Annotated in this window: 16 protein-coding genes; 8 read left to right on the top strand and 8 right to left on the bottom strand. The window is 58.9% G+C overall.

Annotated elements, in window-relative coordinates; all coding sequences use genetic code 11:
- Nucleotides 1-31 precede the first annotated feature (31 nt).
- On the top strand, nucleotides 32-328 hold the full coding sequence (locus J7380_RS16335; RefSeq protein WP_209196798.1) for an HNH endonuclease: 297 nt from the start codon (nucleotides 32-34) through the stop codon (nucleotides 326-328).
- Here the strand turns inward: J7380_RS16335 and J7380_RS16340 are convergent, their stop codons facing one another.
- Genes J7380_RS16340 through J7380_RS16350 form a run of 3 tightly spaced genes read right to left on the bottom strand, consistent with a single transcriptional unit; the run spans nucleotide 329 to nucleotide 2,411 of the window.
- Nucleotides 329-1,066 (bottom strand): VOC family protein, encoded by a 738-nt coding sequence (locus J7380_RS16340; protein ID WP_209196799.1) that lies wholly within the window; start codon nucleotides 1,064-1,066, stop codon nucleotides 329-331. It lies immediately after the preceding gene.
- A complete protein-coding gene (locus tag J7380_RS16345) occupies nucleotides 1,063-1,671 on the bottom strand; it encodes an enoyl-CoA hydratase/isomerase family protein (RefSeq protein ID WP_209196800.1) in 609 nt (202 codons plus the stop codon). Before J7380_RS16345 ends, J7380_RS16340 begins: the two co-directional genes overlap by 4 nt.
- Entirely contained in the window at nucleotides 1,668-2,411 is a 744-nt protein-coding gene (locus J7380_RS16350) for an SDR family oxidoreductase (protein ID WP_209196801.1), read from the bottom strand. The genes J7380_RS16345 and J7380_RS16350 overlap by 4 nt, the downstream gene beginning before the upstream one ends.
- Nucleotides 2,412-2,550: 139 nt before the next feature.
- Here J7380_RS16350 and J7380_RS16355 point away from each other — a divergent pair, with 139 nt between their 5' ends.
- Nucleotides 2,551-4,074, top strand: a complete 1,524-nt coding sequence (locus tag J7380_RS16355) for a DUF2125 domain-containing protein (RefSeq protein WP_209196802.1) — start codon at nucleotides 2,551-2,553, stop codon at nucleotides 4,072-4,074.
- 36 nt (nucleotides 4,075-4,110) lie between these two features.
- Here J7380_RS16355 and J7380_RS16360 read toward each other — a convergent pair whose 3' ends face one another.
- Complete coding sequence (locus J7380_RS16360) at nucleotides 4,111-4,839, bottom strand: FkbM family methyltransferase (protein WP_209196803.1); 729 nt, start codon at nucleotides 4,837-4,839, stop codon at nucleotides 4,111-4,113.
- A gap of 166 nt (nucleotides 4,840-5,005) precedes the next feature.
- Here J7380_RS16360 and J7380_RS16365 point away from each other — a divergent pair, with 166 nt between their 5' ends.
- From J7380_RS16365 to lpxK, 4 genes are read left to right on the top strand one after another with little or no spacing between them, the layout of a single operon-like run.
- Nucleotides 5,006-6,352, top strand: coding sequence for a TldD/PmbA family protein (locus J7380_RS16365; RefSeq protein WP_209196804.1), 1,347 nt, complete (start codon nucleotides 5,006-5,008; stop codon nucleotides 6,350-6,352).
- Nucleotides 6,339-7,139 (top strand): 3'(2'),5'-bisphosphate nucleotidase CysQ, encoded by an 801-nt coding sequence (locus J7380_RS16370; RefSeq protein WP_209196805.1) that lies wholly within the window; start codon nucleotides 6,339-6,341, stop codon nucleotides 7,137-7,139. Before J7380_RS16365 ends, J7380_RS16370 begins: the two co-directional genes overlap by 14 nt.
- Entirely contained in the window at nucleotides 7,136-8,371 is a 1,236-nt protein-coding gene (locus J7380_RS16375) for a glycosyltransferase N-terminal domain-containing protein (RefSeq protein ID WP_209196806.1), read from the top strand. Before J7380_RS16370 ends, J7380_RS16375 begins: the two co-directional genes overlap by 4 nt.
- Nucleotides 8,358-9,356, top strand: coding sequence for a tetraacyldisaccharide 4'-kinase (gene lpxK, locus J7380_RS16380; protein ID WP_209196807.1), 999 nt, complete (start codon nucleotides 8,358-8,360; stop codon nucleotides 9,354-9,356). The genes J7380_RS16375 and lpxK overlap by 14 nt, the downstream gene beginning before the upstream one ends.
- Nucleotides 9,357-9,389: 33 nt before the next feature.
- Here the strand turns inward: lpxK and J7380_RS16385 are convergent, their stop codons facing one another.
- Complete coding sequence (locus J7380_RS16385; protein ID WP_209196808.1) at nucleotides 9,390-10,046, bottom strand: DsbA family protein; 657 nt, start codon at nucleotides 10,044-10,046, stop codon at nucleotides 9,390-9,392.
- Between the two features lie 14 nt (nucleotides 10,047-10,060).
- Nucleotides 10,061-10,567 carry a DciA family protein gene (locus J7380_RS16390; RefSeq protein WP_209196809.1) on the bottom strand — a complete coding sequence of 169 codons (507 nt, stop codon included), beginning with the start codon at nucleotides 10,565-10,567 and terminating at the stop codon, nucleotides 10,061-10,063.
- 81 nt (nucleotides 10,568-10,648) lie between these two features.
- On the opposite strand from J7380_RS16390, the gene mutY reads away from it, so the two are divergent.
- Nucleotides 10,649-11,704 carry an A/G-specific adenine glycosylase gene (mutY, locus tag J7380_RS16395; protein ID WP_209196810.1) on the top strand — a complete coding sequence of 352 codons (1,056 nt, stop codon included), beginning with the start codon at nucleotides 10,649-10,651 and terminating at the stop codon, nucleotides 11,702-11,704.
- Between the two features lie 58 nt (nucleotides 11,705-11,762).
- Nucleotides 11,763-12,899: an alkane 1-monooxygenase gene (locus J7380_RS16400; RefSeq protein WP_209196811.1), complete on the top strand. Its 1,137-nt coding sequence runs from the start codon at nucleotides 11,763-11,765 to the stop codon at nucleotides 12,897-12,899.
- 78 nt (nucleotides 12,900-12,977) lie between these two features.
- Here J7380_RS16400 and J7380_RS16405 read toward each other — a convergent pair whose 3' ends face one another.
- Nucleotides 12,978-14,360, bottom strand: a complete 1,383-nt coding sequence (locus J7380_RS16405; protein ID WP_209196812.1) for an adenylate/guanylate cyclase domain-containing protein — start codon at nucleotides 14,358-14,360, stop codon at nucleotides 12,978-12,980.
- 137 nt (nucleotides 14,361-14,497) lie between these two features.
- Nucleotides 14,498-15,601: a site-specific DNA-methyltransferase gene (locus J7380_RS16410; RefSeq protein ID WP_209196813.1), complete on the bottom strand. Its 1,104-nt coding sequence runs from the start codon at nucleotides 15,599-15,601 to the stop codon at nucleotides 14,498-14,500.
- Between the last annotated feature and the right edge of the window lie 24 nt (nucleotides 15,602-15,625).

Consider the following 15,625-nt stretch of genomic DNA (forward strand, 5'->3'; position numbering starts at 1 on the left):
CTTTCGCATCTGCGGGCGCACATTCTGCCCCATGTCAGATCGCGATCCCATCTGCCCGCTGTGTGACCGCCCCATCCCAGACGGGGGCGGCAGCCTGCACCATCTGATCCCAAAACTCAAAGGGGGCAAGGGCGGACCTACGGTTTTGCTGCATATCATCTGCCACAAAGAGGTCCATGCCACCCTGTCCGAGGCCGAACTGGCCCGCAGCTATAACACGGTCGAAACTCTGCGCGCGCATCCCCGACTTGAGAAATTCCTGAGCTGGGTCCGCAAACGCCCGCCCGGATTCCGCTCGAAAGTGCCGGGCAAGCGACGCGGGCGATGATCAAGCCGGCCAGACCCGATCACCAAATGCATCCGCAAGGGGCGTGTCGATCCCTTCAAACTCCAACCCCCGGTAATCAGGTACAGGGGCAAACTGGGCACCAGCGAGGTGCTGAAACTCCAACGTCGTATAGGGGCGTTTCCAAAGCCATTCGCGGTTTTCCACGGACCATAAATCCGCGTTTGGCGGAGTATCATCTGAAAACGCATAGAAATGCAGATCGAACCCGTACTGTGCCACATCCTGCATCGACAGTAAGCGCATGCCCTGCGCGCGGCAAAACGCATCTTCGGCCGCGATATCGCCAGTACGCAACGTAATCTGCCCGATCCGCGCATCAGCAAAGGGCGCGTCGGGGCTTGCGGCATTGTCTGGCCGGTTGCCTTCGAAATCATGCTGCAACACTTCGATCACAAACCCTTCGGGGTCTTGCAGGTGGCACAGGTAACCAATGTCCAGAAACTGCTTGGGGTCCGAAACCTCAAACCCCTTTGCGCGCAGAGCGTTAACCGCCAGATCGACATCCGGTACTGTGACACCGATCTTCCAATACCGTTGCCCGCGGTCGTGACTGTACCCGCCGCCGCCGGGCATCAGGACCAGGTCAGCATCCAAACCAGTATACCCCACACGCTGACTAACGCCCTGAGAACGCGCGGACATGCCCAGCGTATCACCGTAGAACGCCGCCAACCGGTCAGGATCGGCAACACGCAACCTTACAGCAGACAGCCTCATGGGCACAGCGCCGCGATACCCGCGGCCGTTTCCGGGTCGGCGGCCACGCTGTCCGCAACCAGTTCCAAAGCTGTTGGTATCAATGCGTCCGGCTCGACCACGCGGTCGACAAGACCGAAATCATAGGCGTCCTTGGCGGTGATCTTTTGCCCGGCCATCAAGATCATCTTCGTACGCGATGGTCCGATCAGAGCCGCCATGCGACCGGGATCGGACGGTTGCGGCAGAAAACCCAGCTTCATGACCGGATAGAAAAACTTGGCATTCGGCACCGCAATTCGGATGTCGCAGGCCAGCACCATGCCATTGGCCCCACCGGCAAGTGTTCCGTTCAGTGCAGCAACGGTCAGACAGGGCAAAGCAGCGATGGCCCCCGAAAGCCTCTCCCACAGATCCGAAGTTGCAAGACCGGCCCGCGCTTCGTCCAGATCAGCGCCCGCGCTGAAAACCTTGCCCTTGCCGGTCAGGATCAGAGCGCGGGCATCGGTTGCCGCCTCGGCAATCTGGCAGAGCTCGGTTAGCATGGCCCCGGTCAGCGCGTTGGCTTTGTCGGGATTGTTAAGTGTAACGGTCCAAAGACCATCCACCTGTGTCAGTTCGATCACGTCAGGCCTATCCTTTTTCGAATGTCTTCCCGCCGCAGGGAAATCTCGGTGCCCAGAAACTCATCCGCATCCTGTGAACACATCCAAAGCAACGCCCGTGCGGGCCAGTCGGCGGGGATATGATCGCTCCAATCCAGTTGGCTGACCGCATTGATGCCGCTGGCCTTAATCACCCGCTGCATTTCAGTGGCCACAGTACCCGGCGACAGGCCCATAGCGCGGATGCCATGCATTGATTCCTCAAGATGCAAGCATTCCGTCAGCATCTTTGCCCCCGCTTTCGAGGCGCAGTAGTGACTCCACGCTTCAATGGCGTTCGAAGCTGCACCGGATGAGACAGTGATCACCGTACCGCCCCCAGCGGCTCGCATGACCGGCAAAGCCGCACGCATACCATGGAAAACGCCTTTAAGGTTTATGTCTATGGCCTTGCCCCACGCATCTGCATCCGCATTTCCGAGGTGAAAGATCGGATCAATCACCCCTGCATTGCCGATCAGCACGTCCAGCCCACCAAAGCGATCCACGCAATCGGCAATGGCTTGCTCAACCTGCGAAAACACGCTGACATCGCATTGCCGCGCGATCGCGTTGTCCCCAAGTTCCGAAGCCAGTGCAGAAATCTGGTCCCGGCTGCGCGCCACCAGCGCGACATTCGCCCCGGCTGCGGCAAAAACGCGCCCCGCCTCGGCCCCAATGCCGCGACTGGCCCCTGTGATCAGTACGGTTTTTCCTTGCATGTGGACCCTGTACCTCCGTTGTTTTGAGATTGTGTGAACGTCTACCGTGCAAAGGGGGAAAGGGTCCAGTGCTTGCCCCTTGACGCCCGGAGCCACAGGCACGACGATGCCTGTAAAATTGATCAAGAAGGGTTCTGTAATGTCCGTTTTCCTTCACCGCAGCTGCGGTGCTGTATTGGCCTATGCCGTTATCTCTCAGGGGGCGCTGGCTGATGTCACCGCGCAGGATGTCTGGGATGATTGGAAATCCTACCTGACCCAAATGGGCTATACTGTGGAAGCTCAGGAAACCGCAGACGGCAATGTGCTGACAGTCACCGATATGACCATGACGATGGCTCTGCCAGAAGAGGATGGATCCTTTGACATGGTCGTCCCTCAGATGACCCTGACCGAAAACGGAGACGGCACCGTCAGTGTAGACGTCCCCGAAAACTTTCCAATGACCGTGAAGGGTGATGGCAGTGGCGAGTCATTCTCCACCGAAATCCTATACACCCATACCGGCCTCAAGATGGTTGTCTCGGGCTCGCCCGAGGATATGACATATGACTATTCGGCTGGCTCGATTGGGGCCAAGTTGGATGGGTTTACCGTAAATGGCGAAGAAATGCCCGCGGACGCGCTGGCCGTCAGCATTGCATTGAACGACGTAAGCGGAAGCTCGCGGATGAAAATCGGTGAGAACCGCGATGTTGACCAGAACTTTACAGCCGCCGACCTGACATATGGGCTGGTTTTCAACGATCCCGAAAGCGGCGAGACGGCCAATGTGGACGGTGCGCTTCAACAACTCGCGTTTGAAGGCACCACGGTCATTCCATCAGATTTCGACGTCGCTGATCCGCAGGCTTTCTATGATGCCGGCTTCGCCTTTTCCGGCCGCTTCACCTACGATTCAGGTAAATCCGCTTTGGCGGGAACCAGCGAAGGTCAAGCGTTTTCACTGGGAAGCGAGTCCCAAGGCGGACGCCTGGCCGCCAGCCTGGACGCGCAGCGTCTTGCATACGACATCGAACAAAACAGCACCAAAGTGGCCGTAACAACTGCAGGTTTGCCGTTCCCGATCGAAGTCGCGATGGAAAATGCGGGTTTGAAATTCGAGTTCCCGGTCCAGGAATCTGAGGAAATTCAACCGTTTGGTTTTGCGATGAACCTGACGAACTTCACCATGTCGGACGTATTGTGGGGCATCTTTGATCCCGCAGGCGCTCTGCCCCGTGACCCGGCCACGATTGCGCTGGACACAACCGGTACTGCGAAAATCCTGACCAATTTCTTTGACCCCAACGCAGTTGAGGCGCTGGCCCTGTCCGATACCGCACCGGGCGAGCTGCATTCGATGAAGATCAACGAATTGCTGATCTCGCTGGTGGGAACCAAGCTGACCGGCGATGCCGATTTCACCTTTGACAACGCAAACACCGAGGCTTTCGACGGCCTGCCCACGCCAAAAGGTACTGCAAACCTGCAGCTTGTCGGCGCGAACGGGTTGATCGACACGCTGATCGGCATGGGCCTGATGTCGGACAGCGACGCTTTGGGTGCCCGCATGATGATGGGTCTGATGGCGGTTCCGGGCGAAGAACCTGACACGCTGAACTCCAAGATTGAATTCAACGAAGAGGGCCAGATTCTGGCGAACGGTCAGCGTATCAAATAACCATCGAGGGAAGGCTTCTGTCGGAGCCTTCCCCTTTTACCTGCGGCCGACGCGTCGAAACAGGACCGACCCGCCACTGCTGACGCGCTGATCATAGGCGAACCCGAGGGCGGACAGGTGGTCGAAACACGCTTTTATCCCGCGCAACCCGATCTTGCGGGTGTGCACCTCTAGATAGACCTTGTCCACATTCGCCAGATTGGCTCCGTCGAACAGGTATTTCTCGCCGCCTTCGATATCGACAATCAGAACATTGGCGTCGAAGCTGCCAAGAATTTCTGACAAGTGCCGTTCGGGCACGCTGACCTCTTGTACATAGTCGGGTTTCGGGTCCAACGAGGACGACCAGAACGGATCACGAATGTAAAACGTAGACATCCCCAATTCGTGCGAGTCCGCCAGCGCGACCGCATTCAGAACTTCGACCCCTTCAATTCCGTTCGCGGCATGGACGCGGCCGATAAAGTCACAAAGGGTTGGGTTGGCCTCGATGCACATCACGCGACGAACATTCAACTGGGTTGCCAGATAGGACGAGATGAACCCGATTCCGGCCCCAAGCTCGACCACGCGGTCCTCGGGATCGATGAATTTCGGCAGGCCGGTCACTTCGTCCTTTTCGTACCGTTCTGCGCGGATGGATCGTGCAACCTGAGGCGTGATGACATCCGGATCATTCGGTATCCGAACCCCACGCAACGAGAGATGATCTTGCATAAACTGCCCTGCCCGTTTGCCCTGCGCCAACCTGGGCAGAGCCTTCATTTCGCAATCAGGTTTAGCCCATGCCCCAGTCCTTAGCAGCCGGTTTTTTGCTGAAAACCAAAAGTTTTTGCACCCTTCACGCAGCTGCTATGGTCCTGATCCCCCCACAGCCCTTGCGGGACAAGCTGTCCAAGGCTAGGTCCAATACAACCAGACCGGAGGTTTCATGACCCGCACGCCCGAAGATATCAGCCAAGATCTGCTGGACGCCGCCCGCAAGGCCGGAGCAGACGCTGCAGACACCATCGTACTTGACGGGTCATCCGTTTCGGTCGAAGTCCGCGGCGGAGCGTTGGAACATGCGGAACGCTCGGAAGGGGCTGATCTGGGTTTGCGGGTGTTTCTGGGCAAGCGTCAGGCGATCGTTTCAAGTTCTGACAGCCGCCCCGAGACCCTGACAGCCATGGCCGAACGCGCCGTTGCAATGGCGAAAGAAGCACCCGAAGATCCGTTTACCGGACTGGCACGGACGGATCAGCTGGCAGCTGATTGGGATGTAGAGGCACTTGAGTTGTTCGATCCAATGCCTGAGCCGAGTGCCGAAGACTTGCTAAAGGATGCTCTGGCAGCCGAAGCAGCCGCGCTGGCTGTGCAAGGCGTGTCACAAGTATCAGACGCGGCGGCGGCCTATGGGGTTCACCGCGTGCACCTGGCAGCGACCAACGGCTTTTCGGGCGGGTATGAACGCAGCAGCCGGTCGACCTCTTGCGTTGCAATCTCGGGCGAGGGAACCGGGATGGAGCGCGACTATGACGGCGACAGCCGTACATTCCAGTCCGATTTGCGCAGCCCCGATGACATCGGTCGCCGCGCGGGTGAACGGGCTGTGCAGCTGGTCGGCGCGCGCCAGCCAGTGACCGGTACGTTCCCGGTCCTGTTTGACGAACGCATATCGTCCTCGTTGATCGGTCATCTGCTGGGTGCAAGCAACGGAGCCGCCATCGCGCGTGGATCTTCGTGGCTGTCCGACTGTCTGGGAGAGCAGGTGCTTCCTTCCCACGTATCCCTGATCGAAGACCCGCATCGTCCGCGCATTGCCGGATCGCGCCCGTTCGACGCCGAAGGACTGCCCACCCAACGCCGGGCTATTGTCGAAAACGGTGTCCTGACTGGCTGGACATTGGATCTGGCCAGTGCGCGCAAACTGGATATGGTCTCGACCGGGAACGCGGTACGCGGCGTGTCCGGCCCACCTTCGCCCAGTAATTGGAATCTGAGCCTGACCCAGGGTACGCAAAGCCGCGAAGACCTGCTGCGTGACATGGGCACCGGGCTGCTGGTCACGTCGATGATCGGGTCCACGATCAACCCCAATACTGGCGATTACTCGCGCGGGGCCTCGGGGTTCTGGATCGAAAATGGGCAGATCGCCTACCCGGTCAACGAATGTACCATTGCGGGCAATCTGCGCGACATGCTCAGGCGGATCATTCCGGCAAATGACGCACGACCTTACCTGTCGCGCGTTGTGCCGTCGGTTCTGATCGAAGGGATGACACTTGCCGGCAACTGACCTGCAACTGCTGATCGACGCTGCGCTTGAAGCCGGAAGGATCGCAACGCGGTACTCTGGCACAACTGCGCGACGCTGGGACAAACCCGACGGAGCCGGTCCAGTGACCGAAGCCGATCTGGCCGTGAACGCGATGCTGGAACAACGCCTGCCCTTTGCGCGGCCCGATTACGGTTGGCTCAGCGAAGAAACCGAAGATTCGCAGGCTCGTCTGTCCAAAGATCGCGTGTTCATCATTGATCCGATCGACGGCACCCGCAGTTTCGCGGAAGGGTCAAAAACCTGGGCGCATTCGCTTGCGGTCGCCCAGCAGGGCGAAGTCACGGCCGCTGTGATCTATTTACCTTTGCGCGACATGCTTTACGCCGCTGCCAAAGGACAGGGGGCCACGCTTAACGGCGCGCCGATCAGGGTGTCCGGCGCCTTTGACTTGGAAACCTCACAGGTTCTGGCCGCAAAGCCAAATCTGGACGCGCGTCACTGGCGCAACCAAGATGTTCCAGACTTCATCCGGACCTATCGTCCGTCTTTGGCCTATCGACTGGCGCTGGTGGCGCAGGGGCGGTTCGACGGTATGCTGACACTACGCCCGAGCTGGGAATGGGACATCGCCGCCGGAGACCTTATCATTCGCGAGGCCGGAGGAGCCTGCACGGATCGCACTGGAAGCTTATTGCGGTTCAACAACCCGAATCCGCGCCTGAACGGGGTCATCGCTGCGGGGCAGCGGATTCACACCCAATTGTCGGAAAGACTGGCTCCGGAAGGCCCTGGAATACAGGCATGAGCAAACCGCGCTCTCTTAGCCTTGCGGCCTATCGCGTTCTGTCCTGGGGCGTTCCCAACGGGACGGACAAACCCTACATCCCGCGCCCCGAAGGTGAGCTGATCTGGATACATATCGCCTCTCAGGATCGCCAGCGCGTGGTCGAGGGCTTCTGCCAACGTCTGCGCCAATCCCGTCCCAACCTGTCGGTCTTGCTGACGGCTCCGCCCGGAGTCGATTTGACACGGTGGGACGCAAGCAGCCATCCTTTGGTCAATCTGCCGTCCGAACAGACCGGCGCCGCACGAGAATTTCTGGATCATTGGCGCCCCGACCTTGGTCTATGGGTCGGTGGCGGGTTAATGCCCAACGTGATCACCCGCGCTGAAGAACGTGGGCTACCCCTGATTCTGATCGAAGCCGAGATTGATATCCACGTGGCACGCGGCGCACGATGGTTGCCCGATATCACACGATACACATTTGATTGTTTTCAAACAATTCTTGCCACTTCACCCGAAACAGTTAGACACATTCGCAGGCTCGGCGTCCCGGCCTCCAAAGTCGACACGGCCCCGCCCTTGCACGTCAGCCCCAATCCAAGTCCCTGGCCCGAAGATGAATTGATCGAAATGACCCACGCGCTGTCCAGCCGGCCAGTGTGGTTGGCAACCTGGGTTCAGGACAAAGAATTCATCTCGGTCCTCAGCGCGCACCGCCAGGCAATGCGGATGCTGCCGCGCTTGGCTCTTATCCTTCATGTCGCCGACATGTCCGAGGCCGAACCACTGCATCGCAGGCTGCTCTCGATGGACCTTAGATGCGTCAATTGGGATGACGGAGGGACAATCGAAGATACAACACAGGTTATACTGACATCGGACCCTGAAAATCTGGGGCTGTGGTATCGTCTGTCACCCGTAGCATTCATGAGCAGTTCGCTTGAACGGGGTGCAGGGGGGCGCGATCCGCTGACAGCAACTGCTCTGGGAACCGCGGTCATTCACGGACCTTTCGTGCATCGTCATCAGCAGCTATATGATCAGCTAAACAGAGCAGGTGCGGCTAGATTGGTCCGCACCGCGACCGAACTGGGCGATGCAGTGGTAGAACTTCTGGCACCTGACGAGGCCGCGAGAATGGCTCTGGCGGGTTGGGAAATCGTGTCCGAAGGCGCTCCGCAAACGGATCACCTGATCGAAATTGTACAGGACAGTCTGGACCAGCGGGGCCAAGATCATGCGAGCACCTGATTTCTGGAATACTGCGCCGGACAAACCGTCATTGGCGGCCCTGCTTCTGTCGCCGCTTGGGCACCTCTATGCGGCAGCAACCGCTCGCCGCGTTGCAAGCGATCCCGGCTTTGCCCCCGGTGTGCCGGTTATATGTGTCGGTAACCTGAACGCAGGCGGCACTGGCAAAACGCCTACGGTCATCTGGATGATCGAACAACTGCGCGACGCCTGGCATCAGACCCATGTGGTCACCCGCGGCCATGGCGGATCGCTGGACGGGCCGGTTCGCGTCGATCCCGGCAAACACACCGCAGCAGATGTTGGCGATGAACCGCTTTTGCTGGCGGCATTCGCCGATGTTTGGGTCGCCAAAGATCGCGCCGCCGGAGCAAAAGCCGCGGCCCAAGCCGGAGCAACGGTTATTGTGCTGGATGACGGGTTTCAGAATCCTTCGGTCGCAAAGGATTTCTCGGTCATCGTTGTGGATGCGGAACGCGGGTTCGGCAATGGCCTGTGCCTGCCCGCAGGCCCGTTGCGCGAACCGGTCGATGTAGGGCTTCAGCGGGCCGATCTGGTTTTGTCGTTGGGCGACGCAGATGCGCAGGCCCAATTCTCAGACCGTTGGGCAGGGGATTTAACTGTTCCACATGCCACCGGTGCGGTTGAGCCTCTGCAAACGGGTATGGACTGGAGCGACACTTCCGTATTGGCGTTTGCCGGTATCGGCCACCCGGAAAAGTTCTTCGCGACCTTGCGCAATCAAGGCGCGACACTCTTGCGGGCCGAAGCCTTGGACGATCATCAACCATTGACCTCGGCGTTGATGACCCGCCTGGAAAACGAGGCACGTTTGTTGGGCGCTCAAATGGTCACAACGGAAAAAGATGCTGTTCGTTTGCCCGCCGCCTTTCGCAGCAAAGTAATAACGTTGCCCGTCCGTTTGCGTGTCAATGACGCCGACAACGTCAGGCAGATGCTACTTAAAATCGCACCGTCGCCGTAGGTAGCGGCCGGTCCTAAGACCGGCCAACCCATATTAACTGCCCAATTCAGCTTCGATCAGCTTCTTGAACTCGTCATAAGACTGGTTGTCGACCTTTTTACCGTTCACGATGAACGAAGGTGTCGACTGGATACCATCCTTTTCGGCATTTTCCTGATACCAAGCGACCAGAGTACGCGCCCGGTCTCCGTCCTGCAGACAGGCTTCAAGCTGATCGTTGTCGATCCCTGCCAGACGCCCGATCTTGCGCAGTTCATCCACGATTTCAGCAGGACCGCCAGCGCGCGTCCACTCGGACTGGCCTTCATAGATCAGGTCCGAGATGCCAAAGAACTTATCGGGTCCAGCACAGCGCGCGACCATCGAGGCCCACAGGCCGTAGCGATCGAAATAAACCTCGCGGTAGGTGAACTTAACCTTGCCGGTGTCGATGAAATCCTTCTTGAGTTGCTTATACGGCCCTTTGTGGAAATTCGCGCAATGCGGGCAGGTATAGGATGCGTATTCAATGATCTCGACCGGTGCATCCTCGGCCCCCTGAGTCATTTCGACGATGGTCGAGGTGTCCAGTTCAGCCTCTTGCGCCTCGGCGCTGCCGATCAGCGAAAATGACGCGTTTGGTGACGACAGCAAAAAGCTGCCTGCGGCAATGGCGACGGCCGCGCAAATTCCGGTTGCAATACGGCTCATGTATCAGCCCTTTCTCAGCGTTTTTGTTTGGATAGAACGTTACGGCCCAGACGTTCAAGGGCTGCACGCAGATCGCCATCATGGACGCCTTGCGCTGCCCGGTCCGCTTCGGCCGCGATTTCCGGTTTCAGTGTGGGTTTCGCCGCCTTCGGTTTGTGATCGAAACTGGCCTGCCCCTCGGCAAATCCTGTCGGAGCGGTCTGGGTGATACGAACCCGGCTGATGGCGTTATAACCGTAGACCGCGTTCACCTTGCCGCGCAGCTGTTCCTTTTGCATCTCAAGCATCGGTGCCTGCGAGCCAGTGGTCAGCACAGTCAGCGTCGCGCCCATGCCGCCCTTACCATAGCCCACATTCACAGGGCGCGCGATGGCGGCCATGTCCTGCCCCACGATCTCGGCCCAGTGAGTCAGGATGCGCGACACGGCAAACCCCCGGCTTTCGCCAGCGCGCCTGATCTGCGTATTCAGCAATGTCGCGGTGCGTTTGAACCCGCGGGTCGAAGAACGTCTGCGCTGCATCTGGTTTCCAACTCCTGCACCACTATTGTAGAGGGCAGAACACCGGGCGCCAGCGAAACCCGACAGGGAGATGATTAAAAATTGCGTGACACAGGCGAATTTGACGTCAGCAGCGAATTGCTGGACTGGTACGACCGCCACGCCCGCCAGATGCCGTGGCGCGTCAGCCCCACAGATCGGGCCGCCGGAGTGCTGCCCGACCCCTATCGCGTCTGGCTGTCCGAAGTGATGCTGCAACAGACCACCGTGGCCGCCGTGCGCGACTATTTCATGCGGTTCACGACGCGCTGGCCCACGGTGCAGGCGCTGGCCGCAGCCCCAGATGATCAGGTCATGGGCGAGTGGGCTGGCTTGGGATACTACGCCCGCGCTCGCAACCTGCTGAAATGCGCCCGCGTGGTGGCGGACGAACATGGCGGTCAGTTCCCCGACACCTACGAAGCTTTGCTGACGCTGCCCGGCATCGGCCCTTATACTGCCGCCGCTATCTCGGCCATTGCCTTCGACCGCCCCGAGACGGTGCTGGACGGCAATGTCGAACGTGTCATGGCACGGCTGCACGACATACACGATCCCTTGCCCGGCTCGAAACCGCAGCTGAAAGACAAGGCCGCCGCACACACCCCGCAGGCCCGACCCGGAGATTATGCTCAGGCCGTAATGGATTTAGGCGCAACGATCTGCACGCCAAAATCTCCGGCCTGTGGAATTTGCCCTTTGCGCGAACCCTGTCGGTCCCGCAAGGCCGGAACACAGGCGGACCTGCCGCGCAAAACGCCAAAGAAGCCAAAACCTACGCGCTATGGCCATGTCTACATCGCCCAAGGCTCAGACGGGGCGCTGCTGCTGGAACGCCGCCCCGATAAGGGCCTGCTGGGCGGAATGTTGGGCTGGCCGGGGTCCGAGTGGTCTGAGGCTCCGACCGAGACACCACCGTTCGCAGCGGATTGGCGGCTATTGTCAGGTGAGGTGCACCATACCTTTACCCATTTTCATCTGATCTTGCGCATCTGGACGGCCAATCTGCCCGCTGATCAGAGTTATAGTGGCTTGGTAATCATCGAAAAACACGCGTTCCGCCCCAGTGACCTGCCCACAGTGATGCGCAAGGCGTATGACCTCTGGCGCGCGACGTAACCCATTGTGCCACAATGCGTGCCGGGTCTAACCTGATTACATTAGTTCGGAGCGCCAAATGATCACAACAGACAGTCTGTCTCGCTGGCAAGCAGCATTGCCATTCTGGGTGTCTTTGCTGTTGATCCCATTGATTTGGGTCGCCGCATTTGCAGGTGGCTGGTGGGTGTTGCTTGTGCCGTTATCGACCTGGTGGGCTTTCGCGGTTTTGGATCGATTGACGGGCCTAAACCTTGAAAACGCCGACCCCGACACTCCCGACACTGCGCTGCACTGGTATATCTTGTTGACCAAAGCGTGGGTGCCGGTTCAGTTCCTGACCCTGTTCGGGTTGATCTGGTTCGCGACACATACAGACCACCTGTCCACGGCGTCCAAGATCGGGCTGTTCTTTGGCATGGGCGTGATCTCGGGCACGATCGGGATCAATTACAGCCACGAGCTGATGCACCAGAAAGGCCGGGCCGAGCGCTGGCTGGGGGATATCTTGCTGGCGATGGTGCTGTATTCACATTTCCGATCAGAACACCTGCTGGTCCATCACCGCTTTGTCGGCACCCCCCGAGATCCTGTCACAGCCCGATATAACGAAGGCTTCCACCGCTTTTACCCTCGTGTCCTGTGGCAATGCCTGACCTCGGCCTTCCGGGCCGAGCGCGACAAGCTGGCCCGCAAAGATCGCCCGTGGACTGACCGCGCAAACCCGTTCTGGCGCTATTGGGCGTTGCAGGCAGGAATGCTGCTGCTGGCCCTACTGATCGGAGGTCTTTCGGGCCTTGCCCTGTTCCTGATTCAGGCGGGCGTTGCGATCTGGCAACTGGAGCTGGTGAATTATGTCGAACACTACGGCCTGACCCGGAAACACCTGGGCGAGGGCAAATACGAGCATGTCCAGCCGCGCCACTCGTGGAATGCCTCGCAAAAGGCGTCGAACTGGCTGCTGATCAATCTGCAGCGCCACTCGGACCACCACTACAAACCCAACCGCCGCTTTCCCCTGCTGCAACACCATTCGCAGGACGCAGCGCCGCAATTGCCCTACGGCTATCCCGTTATGACTGTTGCCGCCATGATACCGCCCCTGTGGAGGCGCGTGATGAACCCCCGTGTCAAGGCCTGGAGGCGGCAATACTACCCCGAGATAACCGACTGGTCGCCCTACAATAAGTCGCGAAACCCGTTGCCCCCCGCATGACCGCAGCGCGCTCCCGCGCGCTGCCCGGCCCAACAGTCTTTAGGGCATCTTTGATGCCGTACAGACTGGCGGGAGCACCTACTTCACCCAAATATCCATCGGATGCTCTACACCCCGCACGCTCTGACCTGTATGTCGCACAAATCCTTCGGTCAAAATCGCAGCGTTTGATCCTTCCTCGGAAAGCTGGGTACAAACCTCGTCACTCAGCACCACTTTGACGTCAAAATCGCGGGTCAGCGCCTCTAGTTTTGCGGCCACGTTCACCGCATCGCCTATGACGGCAAATTCCAACCGGTTCGCCCCAATATCCCCCAATACGACCGAGCCGTAGTGAACACCGATCCCAACCCGTATTTCCGGCTCGCCCAGCCGCCGTCTTTCAACATTCCAACGGTTGATGACCCCCACCATGTCCCGCGCGCAAGCCACAGCATTACTGGCGTCCAGCGGCGTGGGCACCGGGGTTCCGAACGTGGCCATCAACCCGTCCCCCAGATATTTGTCCAACGTTCCGTGATGGCGAAACACCTCGGTCTCCATCCGGGCATGAAACCCGCGTAGGACTTCGATCACTTCATATGGATCACGCCCCGCCGCGTATTTGGTAAACCCCACGATATCTATGAACAAAACCGCGACATTTTCCTTGCGCACCTGCTTGAGCGGCTCATCATTTTGGCTCAGCTCATCCACCACATTGGGCGAAAAATAGCGCGACAGGTTGGCGCGCTCCCGCTCCAGCCCGGCATTTGTCATCAACAACCGGTTCAGCCGCCGCATCGAGATACCCAACGTCACGGCAACCATCACGAACACAATGACCTGCTGAATGCGCAGCGACGGCATAAAGCTGTTTGGGTCCATGAACTCGGCCACGTCAGGATAGCCAGCCAACGCCTGAGCAACCCGCTCGCTGAGGCCGGGGATCGGAGTCGCAACCCACCATGCAACGATCCAGCCAATAGTCCACATCATCGCAGTCCACGACCCGATTGCCACAACTGTCCGCCAGGAATAAGCAAGTGTTCCCGCCGCCAGAATAATGAAGAAATACTGAAAGTTATCGAACCTGTACTGCATGGCCAGTGGCCGGACGTCGTCGCTGAACGGGTTCGGGATGATCATGCCCAGCGTCATGATCAGAAGGTCCACAAAGATCAAAAGCAGTTCGACCCGCGATTGCCCGACACGGCCCGCACGTCGGATGAACCAACCGTTTGCGCAGATCAGAAGTAGAATGAAGTGATACCACATCACCTCCCACTGGGGATTCAGAAAGACCAAAAGCACACCGGTTAGTCCCATCGCGACCCAACGTGCGCGTACGGCCAGTTCCAACCCCTCGCGTTTGTGCTTTTCCAGCGCGGCCTCGGTGTATTTGTTGTCCAGATCGTAGCTGTCTGGTTGCGTCACAAAAAACCGGCCAAACCGGGATTCGCTGGCTGTGGTATCCGACATGGCTGAGGCTCCCTCGGTGCGCGGCGGGCTATATCGAATTCATACCGAAATGGGAATGTGATGAAAACAAAAGACCCCGCCGAGAACGGCGGGGCAAGGCTTAGTGCCTTGTGTCAGGCCACAGGCACCGGCGGTATTCAGTTGTGCATTTCAGCCCGGATCTGCTGGCGCAGCACGTCGATCGGCACAGTCTTGCCGTCGCGTTTGAAGCACCAATAGGTCCAGCCATTGCAGGACGGCGCGTTTTCCAGATGTGCCCCCACCTGATGGATCGAGCCTTTGACATTGTCGCCCACCAGCGTGCCATCAGCGCGGACCTTGGCCTTGTGGCGCTGGTTCATCGAATAGAGTTCCTCGCCCGGACGCAGCATCCCGCGCTCGACCAGCTGACCGAAGGGCACGCGCGGCTCGGCGCGTTTGCTGGCACTGACCTCCAGCGCCTCGCGGTCGAATTTGCGGACCTTGGCGATGCGTTTCTCGGCCACTTTACGATAGCTTTCCTCGCGTTCGATGCCGATGAACTCGCGCCCCAACATCTTGGCGACAGCGCCGGTCGTACCCGTGCCAAAGAACGGGTCCAGCACCACATCGCCCGGATTGGTCGAACCGACCAGCACCCGGTGCAGCAGCGATTCCGGCTTTTGAGTCGGATGCGCCTTATCGCCTTTCTCATCTTTCAGACGTTCATGACCGGTGCAGATCGGCAGCACCCAGTCGCTGCGCATCTGTACGCCCTCGTTCAACGCCTTCAGGGCCTCGTAATTGAACGTATATTTCGCGCCTTCACGCTTGGACGCCCAGATCATCGTCTCATGCGCGTTGGTGAACCGCTTGCCCCGGAAATTCGGCATCGGGTTCGATTTGCGCCAGACAACGTCGTTCAGAATCCAGTAACCCGCATCCTGAAGGGCCGAGCCAACACGGAAGATGTTGTGATATGAACCAATTACCCAAATCGCACCATTGGGCTTCAACAGTCGATGCGCTGCTTTCAGCCATTCGCGCGTGAACTGGTCATAGGCCCCAAAGCTGGAAAACTGATCCCAGTGATCATCCACCGCATCCACCTGAGAGTTATCCGGGCGGTGCAGCTGGCCTTTCAGCTGCAAATTGTACGGCGGGTCTGCAAAGATCAGGTCAACCGACGCCTCGGGAAGACTGTTCATCACATCGATGCAGTCCCCGGATAGAATCGTGTTCAAAGGGAGCGCTTTTGCGCCCTTTTTGGTGGTTATGGTCATTATACTGCCTCAAGTATCCACGGC

Source organism: Ruegeria sp. R8_1 (assembly GCF_017743815.1).
Lineage (GTDB): Bacteria > Pseudomonadota > Alphaproteobacteria > Rhodobacterales > Rhodobacteraceae > Ruegeria > Ruegeria lacuscaerulensis_A.